Origin of the sequence: Aeribacillus composti (genome assembly GCF_031760945.1) — a bacterium.
GTDB lineage: Bacteria > Bacillota > Bacilli > Bacillales > Aeribacillaceae > Aeribacillus > Aeribacillus composti.
In genome coordinates this window covers 3,014,552-3,030,754 of record NZ_CP134501.1, presented here as the reverse complement: position 1 = coordinate 3,030,754, position 16,203 = coordinate 3,014,552, and the positions used below count along the sequence as shown (strand labels likewise).

Genomic DNA, 16,203 nt, shown 5'->3' with positions numbered 1-16,203 from the left:
AAAATGGACGAGAAGAATGTTTATCCCTACAATCTGGCAAAGGCGGGTAAAAAAGATGAAAAAAATAATCCCTCATATTTATTTGCATAACTGTAAGGAAGCGTTGCAATATTATCAGCAAGTATTTGGAGGAGAACTTAAAAATGTAGAGACATCCGATGGAAAAGAAATGTTTAAAGGCCACGAAGGAAAATATATTCATGCCGAGCTGCATATTAACGAATCCTGTGTACTTTATTTTGCCGATGTTTTCTCACCGGTGACGAAGGGGAACAATATATGGCTGACATTGGATTTGGAGTCAGAAGATGAAATAAATTCAATTTTTACAACATTAGCGAAAGACGGACAGGTCAAAATGGAATTGCAAGATACTTTTTGGAATTCAAAATATGGTGTGGTAATCGATAAATTCGGTGTAGTTTGGGAGCTAAACTATGCAAAATAATAAGCGGCAGAAATTCTAAAAATAAGTGTTTGATTTGAACATGTTTTGCTATAATTGAATAAAAGCTTAGAGGAGATGAGTAAGATGAGTCAGCAAACAGTTGAGAAGGGTTATTTTGGCCAATTTGGAGGAAGCTTTGTTCCAAAGGATTTGCAAAGAGCATTGGACATACTGGAAGAGAATTTCGAAAAATTTAAAAACGATTCAACGTTTAATGAAGAATTGGCATATTATTTAAGAGAATATGTTGGTAGAGAAAATCCGCTGACATATGCGAAAAATTTCACAGAAGCGCTCGGGGGCGCGAAAGTTTATTTAAAACGTGAAGATTTAAATCATACCGGAGCACATAAAATCAATAATGCAATTGGACAGATCTTGCTTGCCAAACGGATGGGGGCTACTAGAATCATTGCAGAAACAGGTGCTGGACAGCACGGTGTTGCAACAGCAACCGCGTGTGCGATGTTTGGAATGGAATGCACCATCTATATGGGCAAGCTCGATACAGAGCGGCAGGCATTAAATGTGTTTCGGATGGAGCTGCTTGGTGCAAAGGTAGTACCGGTTGAAAAAGGACAAGGACGTTTGAAGGATGCGGTGGATGCAGCTTTAGCTGATTATGTGGAAAATTACCAAAACACGTTTTACTTGCTTGGATCTGCTGTCGGCCCGCATCCGTATCCAACAATTGTCAAGCATTTTCAATCGGTTATTAGTGAAGAGTCGAAAAAGCAGATTCTTGAAAAAGAAGGGAAGCTTCCAACAGCAGTGATTGCTTGTGCAGGAGGAGGAAGCAATGCAATCGGAGCTTTTGCGCATTATCTGGACGAACCAAACGTAAGATTAATAGGAGTGGAGCCGGAAGAGGCACCAACGCTTACGAAAGGTGTTCCAGCTGTTATTCACGGATTTAAATGCTTAACTTTGCTTGACGAAAATAATGATCCAATGCCGACTTACTCTATTGCAGCAGGGCTTGATTATCCTGGAATTGGTCCAGAGCACAGCTATTTGAAGGAAACCGGACGGGCAGAATATGTTACGGTGTCTGGAAAAGAGGCTTTGGAAGCTTTTCAGCAATTATCTAAGTTGGAAGGAATCATCCCTGCCCTTGAAAGTTCACATGCTGTAGCATATGCGATGAAACTTGCCCCGCAGCTAAGCAAGGAGGATATTGTGATCGTTAATCTCTCTGGCAGAGGAGATAAGGATGTCGAGCAAGTGTTTGAAATGTTGAAAAAATAAGGTGAAAATCGGCGTTTTTGAACGTCGATTTTTTACTTTCTTTTAACGATTCATCAGCTGAATTTTTAGAAGAGCAAGTTGTTTATAGTAATATAAAAAAGGCAGATTTTTGATCCACCGGATAAGTGTATATTTATCTTTGAAAAAATTCTTGACAGCTCTGAAATGGGCAAGGTATGGGAGCTGTAGTCACGAAAGTGCTATAGAAAGTTAAAAGATATGGGATAAGTGCGCTCATCACATTTTTTCAATGAATCAAAATGGTGTAGTTTTTGAGGTATAGTTATCATTTGGTCTTAACTTTACTCTGATTTTATAGGAATCTTCTCAGCTCTTAGTATTTTATGTTGGTTGATAAATTTAGTTTGCGAAGGAATGACTGAGGGGTTCAATCTAACTGTTATCTAAGCTTGCCATGATTTCGGAGTTTACATTTAAACGCCGGACATTTACCACCAGCTTTGTAAATATATGAACAAAATAAGAAAAACTGTTGATTTAATGCTTTTTTCAGTGGTATAGGGTGTTAAATGGACAGCTTGGTATCTATTTTGTTCACAATTTCGACAAAAACATAAAAAAATGTCGTTTTTTTTACATTTTTCCGTTGCACCGTCATTTTCGCTTTGCTATAATAAAACCCGTCATTGCATTACGGCTACCACGAGCGATGCTTCGATGAATAAGCATCGAGTTGCCTCGACGCATCTCCTTCTTCGAATAAGCTGGAAGAGGAAGAGGCATGACAAATGCGTGTTTTTCGTCTTGATAGAAAAGAAATAATGTATGCGGGTGTAGTTTAGTGGTAAAACCTCAGCCACGAGCGATGCTTCAATGAATAAGCATCGAGTTGCCTCGACGCATCTCCTTCCTCGAATAAGCTGGAAGAGGAAGAGGCATGGCAAGTGCGTGTTTTTCGTCTTGATAGAAAAGAAATAATGTATGCGGGTGTAGTTTAGTGGTAAAACCTCAGCCACGAGCGATGCTTCGATGAATAAGCATCGAGTTGCCTCGACGCATCTACTTCCTCGAATAAGCTGGAAGAGGAAGAGGCATGGCAAGTGCGTGTTTTTCGTCTTGATAGAAAAGAAATAATGTATGCGGGTGTAGTTTAGTGGTAAAACCTCAGCCTTCCAAGCTGATGTCGTGGGTTCGATTCCCATCACCCGCTCCATACATATCATTCATCAACGCAGTGTTTCGTTTTTATAAGCAAACGAAGCATTGCGTTTTTTCATTATAGAAATTTTGTATATGGCTGCCATGCCATTAAAAGAAAGAAAAGGGAGAGGCTTAAGCGAAAATTTGTTGGCGAGCATCTCCACCGTGAATTTGAACAAACATGTTTGCCATCGCTTCAAGTAATTTTTTTGCTTCTTCTGTCCGCATCGATGGCTTTAAATAAACGATATGTAAAGCGCTTGTTGTCGAAAGCTGTACTGCTGTTCGCTTGGAATCAACATAGGGGCTTCCGAAAGGTCCGTTTGCATCACAGGTTACTAGTTTATTTTCCAAATTTACTTGGCGGCCGTTGATGGCATCATATGAATCATCATTTTCACCGATTTTTAACGTAATAGATCCTTTTATTTTGTTTCGGTCGTAGATGCCTAACGGAATTTCATATTTCAAGGAGAAAAAATTATTTAAGTCAACGGCTGAATGGATAGACTGTAAGTATTGCTGTTTTTGAACGCGGCGAAAAAGAGCCTCATTGGATGGGCGGTATCGATTAGGATCAGTGCCAACACGCTTAAAGACTTCCCGCCATTCTCGAATGCCGTCTAATTCAGCTGCATTTTTATTTTCTAGATCGAAAAAAATAGATTCTTGAAAGAAACGAAGTCTCCCTTTTAACATTTGGGGGGATTCGGATACTTGAATATGATCATACTCAATTAAGCCTATTTTAAAGTGAGGAATTCGTTGTTTGACCTCTTCAGCAATAAAAAATTCCATTGATTTCCCTCCTATTTTCAGCCATTTTATCTTAACATAGTTTATATATTTTTTGAAATAAAAACAAAGGGGGTGGAGCGGTGTGGATTTCGCAGTTCTCAAACAAGAAATTATTGAATACAGCAAGCAAATTGGAATCGATAAAATCGGTTTTGCGAGTGCTGATGTTTTTGAAACATTGAAGGAGCGGTTAATTGTACAGCAGCAGTTAGGATATCAGTCAGGATTCGAGGAGCCTGATATCGAAAAGCGGACAAATCCTGAGCTGCTCCTTCCAAAAGCAAAATCGATTATCTCTATAGCGTTGGCATATCCTTCAAAAATGAAAAATGCTCCCAGAAGTACAAAAAAAGAGCGGCGCGGTTTATTTTGCAGGGCTTCATGGGGGACAGACTATCACGTGATTCTAAAAGATCGGTTGAAAAAGCTGGAAAGATTTATTTTAGAAAAAGTGGACGGAGCACAGGTTAAATCGATGGTCGATACGGGGGAGCTGTCGGATCGGGCCGTAGCAGAGCGAGCCGGTATCGGATGGAGCGGAAAAAACTGCATGATTATTACACCGGAATTCGGCTCTTATGTATATTTGGGCGAAATGATTACAAATATTCCTTTTCCTCCCGACAGCCCCATTGAAGACCGATGCGGATCCTGCAACATATGTGTCGATTCATGTCCGACTGGTGCGCTCGTACAAGGCGGGCAGCTCGATTCAAAGAAATGTATTGCTTTTTTAACGCAAACAAAAGGGTTTCTGCCTGATGAATATCGTGGGAAAATCGGAAACAGGCTTTACGGCTGTGACACTTGTCAGCTTGTTTGTCCGGAAAATAAAGGAAAGGATTTCCATATCCATTCTGAAATGGAACCGGATCCTGAAATTGCAAAGCCAAAATTAAAGCCGCTTCTTCATATTTCAAACCGCGAGTTTAAAGAAAAATTCGGCCATATAGCTGGTTCATGGAGAGGAAAAAAACCGATTCAGCGAAATGCGATCATCGCTTTAGCCCATTATAAAGATAGAACGGCTTTGCCTGACTTAATTAAACTGATGCACGAAGATTCAAGACCGATTATTCGGGGAACCGCCGCATGGGCGATTGGAAGGATAGGAGATCAATCAGTGCTTTTTGAATTGGAAAAAGCTCTGGAAAAAGAACAAGATGAAGAAGTAAAGAATGAAATTGTCAAAGGAATTGAAATGTTGAAAGCATGATTTTAATTGTCACCATCATACGTATATAGAAGAAACGAAAATGGTGGTGACAAATGTGGACGTACAGGCTGTTTATCGAAAAATAAATGAAAAGCTGCAATTTTTAGTGAACAAATCTGTCAATCACAATCGGCAGCAATCTTCAGAGCTTGAATGGTGTGAAAAGAAAAAAGAGCTGGCAGCAAAACGAAAAGCGGAAATAGTGAAAGCGACTTGTCTCATAAAATGGCCGAAACAGATCGAAGATGAGGCAACCGTTGTAGATTATTTATGTGATTACAGGCTTCTTTATAAGCAGGGTGATTTTTTATATATAGAAGAAATTGGGGAAGAGCGGGTAGCGAAGTTTTCCAATAAAGGTCATTTAATATCTGATGAAGTTAAACTAAAAGACTGTTTTCATAAAGATGAAGAGGATGATTGGTCAAACGAAGAGTGGCATGGAAAAGATGAACGGGTTTCTTTTCAATATGATCGGTTGAAAAGCGTCCAATATGCGGAACGGTGGTGGAACAGCAGAAATCCGAATTATCCTTATTTTGACGTAAATTGTACAAATTATGTTTCCCAATGTTTACGTGCCGGTGATGCGCCGATGAGAGGCTACCCGAACCGGTCATCAGGATGGTGGCTTGCGAATAATAATTGGAGCTACAGCTGGTCTGTAGCTCATGCGCTGATGCTGTATTTGTCCACATCAAAAACAGGACTTAGAGCGGAAGAAGTTTCGTCTCCTGAGCTGCTTAAGCCCGGGGATGTGATTTGTTATGATTTTCAAGGCGACGGCAGATTTGACCATTCAACATTTGTTGTTGCAAAAGATAAAAGCGATATGCCGCTTGTCAATGCCCAAACATCCAACAGCCGAATGAGATATTGGTCGTACGAAGACTCAACTGCCTATACAGAAAACATTCAATATAAATTTTTTCATATCATTGATGATAATGAGGATTCTTAAAAATGTTATAATAGTTTTCGAGGTGAATCATTGTGGCATTACACGTTGTTTTATTTCAACCAGAAATCCCTGCAAATACTGGAAACATTGCTAGAACTTGTGCAGCGACTAATACAGCCCTTCATTTAATTCGTCCTTTAGGTTTTTCAACGGATGATAAAATGCTTCGACGCGCAGGGCTTGATTATTGGGAATTTGTAAACATTCATTATTATGATTCTCTTGACCATTTTTTTCAGCAAAACCAGAACGGGGATTTCTACTATATAACTAAATTTGGAAAACGATATTATACGAGCTATGATTTTAGTGATCCTTCCAAAGAGATTTTCTTCATTTTTGGACGTGAAACAACAGGACTTCCAAAAGAATTGCTTGCAGAAAATGAAGATCGGTGTTTGCGCATTCCAATGACGGAAAACGTTCGGGCATTAAATTTGTCGAACACTGCCGCTATTTTAGTGTATGAGGCGCTAAGACAGCAAAGCTTTCATGGATTATCTTAAACACTTTTAGTTTTGGGCTTCTTTCGGATTGTAAATATACATTATTTTTGGCGGTTATTAAAGGAAGTATGAGAAGGAAGCGGACTACCATAAGGTTAAAAAAGCAAATACAAAGGCCAGAGCTGTCAAAGCGCCTGGCCTTTTTTGCAGTCATCAAGGTATCCCATGAAGAAATGCCAATTCAAAACGTTATTTGCGGTGTTTTTCTTTATATGCTTTCGCATATTGATCAGCAGCAAAAATCGCATCTGCTACATCATCAGCTGTCACATTGAATGCATTATGGATTGTTTCCCCTTCTGCGGTTGCTGCTTTAGCGACTTTTAGTATATCTTCGCGTGAAGCATCTTTTAATTTAATGTCCTCCAACGTGACTGGCAAATCAAGGCTCAAATAAAGCTCAATATAGCGTTCAATTTCTTGTTGTGAATGTTCTTCGAGAGCGAGCTGGACAAGAGTACCAAATGCCACTTTCTCTCCGTGTGTCAAATGATGTATTTCGCCTTCTAACGCGGTAAATCCGTTATGAATAGCATGAGCCGCTGCCAAACCGCCGCTTTCAAAACCTAGTCCGCTAAGGAGCGTGTTTGCTTCGACGACCGCTTCTAACGCAGGGGTGACGACTTTTGCTTTTACTGATTCATAGGCAAGCTTCCCGTACTTGAATAAAGTTTGTTCACATTTTTCTGCAATTGCTTCAGCTGCAATTGTAGGGATACCGCCCGCCATCGTTTTTCCTCCGGATTTTATAACACTGCGTGCTTCCACCCAAGTTGCAAGTGCATCAGCGATTCCAGAGGCAAGTAAACGTGGCGGAGCATTGGCGATAATTTTCGTATCGACAAGTACAAGATCTGGATTCTTTTTATAAAAACGGTAGCTTTCAAATACGCCGTCATCAGAATATATAACAGAAAGAGCACTAGTTGGCGCATCAGTTGAAGCAGCTGTCGGCACAATCACTATATAAGCATCTAATTCATCCGCTACCGCTTTTGCGGTATCTAACGTTTTTCCTCCACCAACGCCGATTACAATAGCAGCTTCTGCTTTTCTTGCAATATTCGCGATTCTTTCTACCTCGTTTCTTGAAGCTTCTCCGCTAAAAACTACTTCTTCGGCTGCAATATTTCCTTTTTTTAATTCGTTTACTATTGTATGCCCAGCTATTTTCCAAACTATTTCATCAGCTATCACGACTGTCTTGTTTCCAATTCCTTCAAGATAATTCGCGATTTTTGTAATGACATTTTTACCTTGAACATATTTTGCAGGGCTGATAAATACTCTTTCTGCCGCCATTATTAGCACCCCTTTTATGTTTTGGAGTTATTTTCATGGAACTAAAACAAGCCGAAATTCCCTACCTGCTTTACCGCTTCACAAAATTACCGGGAGGACTACTTGTGAACAAATCATCAATATGCACAAAATTATTTTTTGTTGACACCAGGTTTATCGTTGTATCCTGCCGTGAAAATAGCAACTAAAAATGCGATGCAGACACCTAAAACTAAAGCAGTTTTCATGAAAAAGATCCCTCCTTCATATGTACAACGTAATCAAAAATTACTAGTTTTATTATACATTAACATTCCCAACGAGTGAAAGAATTTCCCTAAGGTTTGTCATTTTGTCAAAATTTTTTAACTCATTTTCAAACATTAAGCTAATCAAAAAGCATCTTTAAGGACATCCTCGCATAAATTGTATTAATCTGGTGCTCAAACCAACGATGGAGGAGGTCCCTGATGGATATTTTGAAAAAAATCGAAAAGCATAGAGAAATGGAAGAGCGCTTAAAATGGGAAGGCACCTTCGCTGAATATTTGGAAATATTAAAAGAAAAACCATGGATAGCCCAATCCGCCCACTCTCGCGTTTATAATATGATAAAAGATGCAGGGATTGAGGAGATTAATGGCCGAAAACGATATAAATTTTTCAACCAGGAAATTTTTGGACTGGACGAAGCATTGGAACGGCTTGTGGAAGAATATTTTCATCCCGCTGCTAAGCGGCTGGATGTAAGAAAAAGAATTCTGTTGTTAATGGGTCCTGTCAGCGGCGGAAAATCTACACTTGTCACTTTGTTAAAAAGGGGATTAGAAGAATATTCGAAAACCGATAGAGGTGCAGTTTATGCAATTAAAGGCTGCCCGATGCATGAAGATCCTTTGCACTTAATTCCGCACCATCTTCGCGACGACTTTTATAAAGAATACGGCATTCGAATTGAAGGCAATTTATCTCCGCTTAATATGATGCGCCTTGAAGAAGAATACGGCGGGAGAATTGAGGATGTTTTAGTTGAGCGAATTTTTTTCTCAGAAGACAAACGGGTAGGAATCGGCACATTCAGTCCGTCTGATCCAAAATCGCAGGATATTGCCGATTTAACGGGAAGTATAGATTTTTCTACAATTGCTGAATACGGCTCAGAATCCGATCCGAGAGCTTATCGATTTGATGGAGAGCTTAACAAGGCAAACAGAGGAATGATGGAATTTCAAGAGATGTTGAAATGTGATGAAAAATTTTTATGGCATCTGCTATCTCTAACTCAGGAAGGAAATTTTAAAGCGGGCCGATTTGCGCTCATTTCAGCTGATGAGCTCATAGTCGCTCACACGAATGAAACAGAATATCGTTCATTTATTTCAAACAAAAAAAATGAGGCTCTCCATTCGCGAATTATCGTCATGCCGATCCCGTATAATTTAAAGGTCTCCGATGAAGAAAGAATTTACGAAAAAATGATTAAAGAAAGCGATGTATCCGATGTTCATATCGCTCCTCATACATTGAGAGTAGCGGCAATGTTTACTATTTTAACCCGTTTAAAGGAGCCGAAGAGATCGGATATCGATCTTGTGAAAAAGATGCGGCTTTACGACGGAGAATTGGTTGAAGGGTTTAATGCTGTAGATGTGGAAGAGCTAAAAAAAGAATATCCGGAAGAAGGAATGAGCGGCATCGATCCTCGTTACGTCATCAATCGGATTTCTTCTACCATTATTCGGAAAGAAGTGCCTTCTATCAATGCGTTAGATGTACTTCGTTCGTTAAAAGAAGGTTTATATCAGCATCCTTCGATTTCAGAAGAAGACCGTGAGCGTTATTTGAATTTCATTTCCATCGCGCGGAAAGAATACGATGAAATTGCGAAAAAAGAGGTTCAAAAGGCGTTTGTCTATTCATATGAAGAATCAGCAAAAACTTTAATGGACAACTATTTAGATAATGTTGAAGCGTATTGCAATAAAAGCAAAATCCGCGATCCGCTGACAGGCGAGGAAATGAATCCGGATGAAAAATTGATGCGTTCGATTGAGGAGCAAATCGGCATCTCAGAAAATGCAAAAAAGGCTTTCCGAGAAGAAATTTTGATTCGCATTTCAGCATATGCAAGAAAAGGGAAACGTTTTGACTACAATTCCCATGAGCGGTTGCGCGAAGCTATTCAAAAAAAATTGTTTGCAGATTTGAAGGACGTTGTGAAAATTACAACGTCAACTAAAACGCCTGACGAACAGCAATTAAAGAAAATTAACGAGGTTGTAGCGAGACTCATTGATGAATATGGATACAATTCAACATCTGCCAATGAACTTCTTCGCTATGTAGGCAGTTTACTAAATCGTTGACAATTGAAGCTGGTTTCGTTCATGATTCGCCCAATGGGCGCTATTTTTTTCAAAATTTCTAATCAAAAAAGGTGTGCAACAGCATGTCAATTTTGGAAGATTCGAGCATATGATAGAATAATCTTTTATTTGTCCAAACGAACTCATTCGTTTGAATATAATAAAAGAATTGCCAAGTTTTTTAAGGGAGGGAAAAAAATGACATCCAAAGGGAACCATCACTTTGTTGTTTCTAGAGAGGATTGGTCCCTCCATCGTAAAGGCCATGATGACCAAGTTCGCCATCAAGAAAAAGTGCAAGAAGCGATTCGCAATAATCTCCCTGATCTTATTTCAGAAGAAAGCATCATCATGTCAAACGGAAAAAATGTAGTAAAAATTCCGATACGGTCGCTTGATGAATATAAAATTCGATATAACTATGACAAAAACAAACATGTCGGCCAAGGAAAGGGAGACAGTAAAATTGGCGATGTCGTTGCGAGGGATGGCACAAATGATGCACAAGCAGCTGGGAAAGGCGAAGGCGCTGGAGATTTGCCTGGAGAGGACTATTATGAAGCTGAAGTGTCGATTATGGACTTGGAAAAAGCGTTCTTTCAGGAACTTGAACTTCCAGATTTACAGCAAAAAGAAATGGATGAGAATATTGCTGAAAAAATAGAATTTAACGATGTTCGCCGTACAGGCCTTATGGGAAACATTGATAAAAAACGGACAATGCTTTCGGCATTTAAACGAAATGCGATGGCAGGAAAACGAAGTTTTTATCCGATATATCCGGAAGATTTGAAATTTAAGACTTGGAACGAAGTGGAAAAACCAGAGTCAAAAGCTGTTGTGCTTGCAATGATGGATACGAGCGGTTCTATGGGAATATGGGAAAAATACATGGCAAGAAGTTTCTTCTTTTGGATGATTAGATTTTTAAGATCGAAATACGAAACGGTAGATATTGAATTTATTGCCCATCATACGGAGGCAAAGGTTGTCACTGAGGATGAATTTTTTTCAAAAGGTGAAAGCGGAGGCACCATTTGTTCTTCTGCCTATCGAAAAGCATTAGCACTTATTGAAGAAAAATACCCGCCTTCCCGGTACAATATTTATCCGTTCCATTTTTCCGATGGAGATAATTTAACTTCAGATAACAGCCGATGCGTGAAGCTTGTCGAAGAACTAATGAAAATTTGCAACATCTTTTGTTACGGCGAGGTCAACCAGTACAACAGATACTCCACCTTAATGTCAGCTTATAAAAACATCAACAATCCAAAATTCCGCTATTTTGTGTTAAAGCAAAAAGCAGATGTGTTTCATGCGATGAAAACTTTTTTTAAAAAACAAGAAAGTAAAACCGGCTAAGTGTGAAAAGGGAACCTGACATAGGTTCCTTCTTTTGTTTTGCAGTTTCTAGTAACAGCTGTTCAAAAAGATTTTTTGAAGGAAAATTTCAGCAGATTCATTTGCATGTTGGAGAGAAGATAAGCACGAAGATTTTCACAGTCCCCTTCAACCAAAAAAATTTCCTCCTGCGCTAGACAGGTGATTTTACTGTCTAACGCAAGAGGAAAGATCAATTCGCTAGTTTATTCATATTGTTCGCAAAAGGTATTTTTGTACGGCTACTGATTCTACTGTTCAGAGTTCTTGCCTTTTTCTTTTTCTATTGGTTTATAGTAGAGCTTTTGCGCAAGTAATGTTTGCAGAATAAGGAATGATCCGCTTACTGTCCAGTAAAGAGGCAAGGCAGCTGGTGAAGCAAAAGAAGCTGTTCCTATCATTAGCGGCGACAGCATTCCCATCATTTTCATCGGTCCTTGCAATTGATCTTCAGGTACCGTTCTAATGGAAACTTTAAATTGCACATAATAAATAGCTGCAGCACAAAGCGTCAAAATAAGGTCAGGTGTTCCGAGATTAAACCATAAAAATGAATGTGTTGCAATTTCTTTCGAACCGCGAATGGCATAATACAGCCCCATGATGATCGGCATTTGAATAATAATGGGAAGGCAGCCCATTTTCAATGGATTGATGTCGTGCTTTCGATAGAAATCCATCATTTCCTTTTGAATTTTTTGTTGTTCTGCTTGATCCTTCGCCTTTTTAAACCTTTCTTGCAGCTCCTTCATCTCCGGCATGACTTTCTCCATTTTCAATTTCATATTTTGCTGGTCTTTATATTGGCGAAGCATTAACGGCATAAGAATCAACCGAATCAAGACCGTAATTAAAATAATCGCGATTCCATAGCTGCCGTGAAACCAGTCCGCAAAAGTTTTAATAATAATTGAAAAAGGTTCAACGAATGTTTGATGGAAAAAGCCTGATTGATTTGAGCTGCCAGCGCTGCATCCAGTTAGTGCAACAAAAGTGATCATGACTACGATATACAAAATATTTCGCATCTTTTTCCTCCTTATAAATAAACAAAATGTGTCTCCAACAGGGAAGGAAAAAGATGATCCTCCATATCGTCCGGTCCCTCTTTCCGCTTTCTTTTCTTTATAAGAAATGAAAGAAAAAGGAAAGTGAAATACGGGATCTCTCTTGAAATGCTGTCAAAAAAGCTGTTTTTGAACTGTTCAAATTTCGCTTTGGCAGAAATTTGATAACCAGTACGGACATAACGATGAAAAAAGTTTAGCCCGATCTGTATGCAGATCTGCAGTGAAAGGGCGATGATTAATGTATCAAAAGTCAGCTCTAGTTCGGGCACAAGAGTCACCTCAATAGCAATTATAAAGATATTGTATCGTGAACAAGCCTAATTGTCATTTCTTTATGAAAAAACATTTTAATGTAAACTTAAATAAATTTTAGGTTTACAAAAATCGTTATTTCAACTATTATGTGATTATAAAATTTTTTCGAAAGGAGTTATTTATATGAAGTTATATGATATGGTATTAGTATCAATGTTCGCGGCTGTTGTTGCTGTGCTCGGCCTCATACCGCCGATTGCGCTTCCGTTCACGCCAGTGCCAATCACCGCTCAAACATTGGGTGTGATGCTGGCAGGGGCAATATTAGGATCCAAACGAGGATTTATCAGTTTATTGTTGTTTGTATTACTTGTAGGAGCCGGAGCACCGATTCTTGCTGGCGGAAGAGGCGGGCTGGCAGTATTATTTGGTCCGAGCGGTGGATATATTTTATCTTGGCCTTTTGCATCCTTTATAATCGGTTTTTTAGTTGAAAAGAATTTTGAAAAATTAGCATTTTGGAAAGTGTTAGTATTTAATATAATTGGAGGCATTTTATTTGTTTATTTATGCGGCATTTCCTATTTGTCTTGGATTGCCAATATGAATTGGATAAGTGCGAGCATATCGGCGTTGGCTTATATTCCAGGAGATTTAACAAAAGCGGTGATTTCAGCATTTTTGGCAGTAAGAATTCAAAAATCGTATCCATTGATTAAAGCTCGTAATAAACAGGCTGCTTAAGGGGTGAGCTGATGGGGATCGGGAGAAACATTAGTCAATTTGCATACGAACATCCTCAAAAACCGGCAATTAAACAAATAAATGGAGAGACAGTTACATATTATGAACTGTACGAAAATATAAAAAAAATACAAACAGCTTTCGTTCGAATGACAAACAAAAAAAATATAAAAGTTGGCATATTAATGGGAAACACTTCAGAATTTTTAGAAGTGTTTTTTGCCGTTATTACACTTGGCGGGATTGCTGTTCCTTTTGATCCAAAATGGAGAAAGCGCGATATCCGGCATGTATTGGAAAGCGGCCAGCTGGATGTATGCATTGGAAGCCGCGATTTTTTGGAGCGGACCGGAATAAAGCAGGAGAACGTCATGTTAATTGACGAAATAAAAAAAGATGTCCAAACGGATCATCACGAGAAGTGGGAAGAGTTTGATGAAGAATTGTTTTATCTCGGCTTTACTTCAGGTTCAACTGGAAAACCGAAAGGATATATGAGAAATCATAAATCCTGGCTGGAAAGCTTTAATGTCGGAGAACAAATTTTTGGATATGGAAAAAATGATGTCATCCTTGCTCCCGGTCCTTTATGTCATTCGTTGTCCCTGTTTGCGGCTGTTCACGCCTTACATATCGGGGCGACTTTTTATTTGCTCCCGGCTTTTTCTCAAAAGGAAACATTTAATATTTTGTTAAAGAGAGAGGCAACTGTATTTTATGGTGTTCCAACGATGATTCAAGCTTTGCTTCAAATGAAGAAAAATGAAGAGAAATGCATAATGAACAATGTAACAATCATTTCGTCTGGTGCAAAGCTTTCTTATGAAGCTAGAAAGCAGTTAAAAGAAATGTTTCCGAACGGACAGTTGTTTGAGTTTTATGGCGCATCAGAATTAAGCTTTGTCAGTTATGTCGATGATGAAATTTTTAAAAAAGCGCCAAAAAGTGTCGGCATTCCTTTTCCAGGTGTGGAAGTAGCAATCAGAAAAAAAGATGGATCGGAAGCATCCTTTAATGAAGTTGGGGAAGTAGTCGTACGTAGCAATTTATTATTTTCAGGGTATTTCAACAACCCGATTGAAACAAAAAATGTATTGAAGGATGACGGCGCATCAATTGGTGATTTAGGGTACTTAGACGAGAACGGTTTTCTAACGATCGTTGGGCGCGAGAAAAATATGTTCATCAGCGGCGGTTTAAATATTTATCCGGAAGAAATTGAAAAAGTTTTGAAGGAACGGGATGAGGTTGAGGAAGCGGTTGTTATTGGAGTAGAGGACGATTATTGGGGGCAAAAGCCGGTTGCATTTATTAAATGGAAAGAGAAAGCTCAGCATAGAAGCTTCAATGCATTAAAGCGCTATTGCCGATCTGAGCTCCCGTTATATAAATGCCCGCGAACGTTTTATGAAGTGGACGAGTTCCCTTATACATCCAGCGGAAAGATTGCGCGAAAAGAACTTGAATTCATTGTGAAAGGGGAAGAAAAATGACGATCCCTGTCATTGTTATGGCAAAAAGAACGGCTATTGGAAAAATGGGGGGAATGTTTAAATACGTCCGCCCTGAACAACTGGCTGCTGCAGTCATCAAAGCGGTTGTAGACGAGAGCGGAATTGATCCGCAGGAAATTGATGAAGTTATTTTAGGAAATGCGGTCGGTCCAGGAGGAAATATCGCTAGACTCTCACTCCTTTTAGCGGGGCTTCCCGATCAAGTTCCGGGTATTACTGTTGATCGCCAATGCGGATCAGGATTGGAAGCGGTGAATCTCGCTTGCCGGCTTGTCCAATCAGGAGCCGGCGACATTTATATTGCCGGAGGAGTCGAAAGTACAAGCCTTGCCCCTTGGAAAATTGAAAAACCTTTATCTTTATATGAAATGAAGCCACCTAAGATCTATACGAGAGCACGGTTTTCGCCGGAGTCGTTCGGTGATCCTGAAATGGGGGAAGCGGCGGAAAATGTTGCGGAAGCGTTTCAAATTTCAAGGGAAGAGCAGGACTTGTTTGCATACAGCAGCCATCAAAAAGCGGTTCAAGCGATGGAGAATGACAGATTCAGCAGTGAAATTGTCCCTGTAAATGGCATGGATCGTGATGAATGTCCAAGGAAAAGGTTGAGCTTGGAAAGGCTTCGTGCCATGAAGCCGATATTTAAAGAAAATGGCACAGTGACTGTTGGAAATTCTTGTCCATTGAATGACGGGGCTTGTGCCGTCCTTGTCATGTCTGAAAAAAAATGCCGAGAGCTTGGGCTTCTGCCCGTTCTGAAATTTGTCGATTGTACAAGTGCAGGTGTCGATCCGAACCTTTTAGGCATTGGTCCTGTTCCAGCAGTGCAACAGCTGCTGAAACGAACCGGCTTCCAAATGGAGGATATCGATTTAATCGAATTTAATGAAGCTTTTGCCTCTCAAGTATTGGCTTCTGTTAAGCAATTAAACATCCCATTGGAAAAGCTGAATGTGGGAGGAGGGGCTATTGCCATCGGACATCCTTATGGTGCTTCAGGCGCTATTCTTGTTGCAAGGCTTTGCACAGAAATGAAAAGATTGAGAGGCAAACGGGCAATCGCAACATTAGGAATCGCAGGTGGTCTGGGCCTCGCTACATTGTTTGAATTGTATGACGCATAAAACAAATCATTGGAAAGCGCGTTTTCGAAGCAGCTTTCCAATATCCTTTCATTCGGCCAGACAAGTGGAAATAATCGCTTATCAGCGATGAATGGAATAGCTAAGCCTCAATCATCATTGCGAGCGGT

Annotated in this window: 13 protein-coding genes and 1 tRNA gene; 11 read left to right on the top strand and 3 right to left on the bottom strand. The window is 39.6% G+C overall.

Features of this window, described 5'->3' with window-relative positions:
• Positions 1-55 precede the first annotated feature (55 nt).
• The 3 genes from RI196_RS14750 (at position 56) to RI196_RS14740 (ending at position 2,870) form a co-directional block, all read left to right on the top strand.
• On the top strand, positions 56-448 hold the full coding sequence (locus RI196_RS14750) for a VOC family protein (RefSeq protein ID WP_063387239.1): 393 nt from the start codon (positions 56-58) through the stop codon (positions 446-448).
• Positions 449-532: 84 nt separating this feature from the next.
• Positions 533-1,696: a tryptophan synthase subunit beta gene (gene trpB / locus RI196_RS14745; RefSeq protein WP_063387240.1), complete on the top strand. Its 1,164-nt coding sequence runs from the start codon at positions 533-535 to the stop codon at positions 1,694-1,696.
• Between the two features lie 1,100 nt (positions 1,697-2,796).
• Positions 2,797-2,870: transfer RNA gene (locus RI196_RS14740), tRNA-Gly, on the top strand.
• 119 nt (positions 2,871-2,989) lie between these two features.
• Here RI196_RS14740 and RI196_RS14735 read toward each other — a convergent pair.
• Positions 2,990-3,655, bottom strand: a complete 666-nt coding sequence (locus tag RI196_RS14735; RefSeq protein ID WP_144597051.1) for a B3/B4 domain-containing protein — start codon at positions 3,653-3,655, stop codon at positions 2,990-2,992.
• An 82-nt stretch (positions 3,656-3,737) separates the two neighbouring features.
• Here RI196_RS14735 and queG point away from each other — a divergent pair, with 82 nt between their 5' ends.
• The 3 genes from queG to trmL are packed head-to-tail and all read left to right on the top strand — an operon-like array spanning position 3,738 to position 6,338.
• Positions 3,738-4,871, top strand: coding sequence for a tRNA epoxyqueuosine(34) reductase QueG (queG, locus tag RI196_RS14730; RefSeq protein ID WP_063387242.1), 1,134 nt, complete (start codon positions 3,738-3,740; stop codon positions 4,869-4,871).
• Between the two features lie 40 nt (positions 4,872-4,911).
• Positions 4,912-5,832 carry an amidase domain-containing protein gene (locus RI196_RS14725; protein ID WP_186439328.1) on the top strand — a complete coding sequence of 307 codons (921 nt, stop codon included), beginning with the start codon at positions 4,912-4,914 and terminating at the stop codon, positions 5,830-5,832.
• A gap of 32 nt (positions 5,833-5,864) precedes the next feature.
• Positions 5,865-6,338: a tRNA (uridine(34)/cytosine(34)/5-carboxymethylaminomethyluridine(34)-2'-O)-methyltransferase TrmL gene (trmL, locus tag RI196_RS14720; protein ID WP_063387243.1), complete on the top strand. Its 474-nt coding sequence runs from the start codon at positions 5,865-5,867 to the stop codon at positions 6,336-6,338.
• 189 nt (positions 6,339-6,527) lie between these two features.
• Here the strand turns inward: trmL and RI196_RS14715 are convergent, their stop codons facing one another.
• On the bottom strand, positions 6,528-7,640 hold the full coding sequence (locus RI196_RS14715) for a glycerol dehydrogenase (protein ID WP_144597056.1): 1,113 nt from the start codon (positions 7,638-7,640) through the stop codon (positions 6,528-6,530).
• Positions 7,641-8,089: 449 nt separating this feature from the next.
• On the opposite strand from RI196_RS14715, the gene prkA reads away from it, so the two are divergent.
• Positions 8,090-9,985, top strand: a complete 1,896-nt coding sequence (gene prkA / locus RI196_RS14710; RefSeq protein ID WP_063387245.1) for an ATP-dependent protease PrkA — start codon at positions 8,090-8,092, stop codon at positions 9,983-9,985.
• Between the two features lie 198 nt (positions 9,986-10,183).
• Positions 10,184-11,350 (top strand): sporulation protein YhbH, encoded by a 1,167-nt coding sequence (gene yhbH / locus RI196_RS14705; RefSeq protein ID WP_311066437.1) that lies wholly within the window; start codon positions 10,184-10,186, stop codon positions 11,348-11,350.
• Between the two features lie 269 nt (positions 11,351-11,619).
• Here yhbH and yidC read toward each other — a convergent pair whose 3' ends face one another.
• Positions 11,620-12,396 carry a membrane protein insertase YidC gene (yidC, locus tag RI196_RS14700; RefSeq protein ID WP_063387247.1) on the bottom strand — a complete coding sequence of 259 codons (777 nt, stop codon included), beginning with the start codon at positions 12,394-12,396 and terminating at the stop codon, positions 11,620-11,622.
• A 480-nt stretch (positions 12,397-12,876) separates the two neighbouring features.
• On the opposite strand from yidC, the gene RI196_RS14695 reads away from it, so the two are divergent.
• The 3 genes from RI196_RS14695 to RI196_RS14685 are packed head-to-tail and all read left to right on the top strand — an operon-like array spanning position 12,877 to position 16,075.
• The gene (locus RI196_RS14695; RefSeq protein WP_094244590.1) at positions 12,877-13,437 is read left to right on the top strand and encodes a biotin transporter BioY; all 561 of its coding nucleotides are present in this window, start codon (positions 12,877-12,879) and stop codon (positions 13,435-13,437) included.
• Between the two features lie 11 nt (positions 13,438-13,448).
• On the top strand, positions 13,449-14,930 hold the full coding sequence (locus RI196_RS14690) for an AMP-binding protein (RefSeq protein ID WP_144597060.1): 1,482 nt from the start codon (positions 13,449-13,451) through the stop codon (positions 14,928-14,930).
• Positions 14,927-16,075: a thiolase family protein gene (locus tag RI196_RS14685; protein ID WP_311066436.1), complete on the top strand. Its 1,149-nt coding sequence runs from the start codon at positions 14,927-14,929 to the stop codon at positions 16,073-16,075. The genes RI196_RS14690 and RI196_RS14685 overlap by 4 nt, the downstream gene beginning before the upstream one ends.
• Positions 16,076-16,203: the final 128 nt, after the last annotated feature.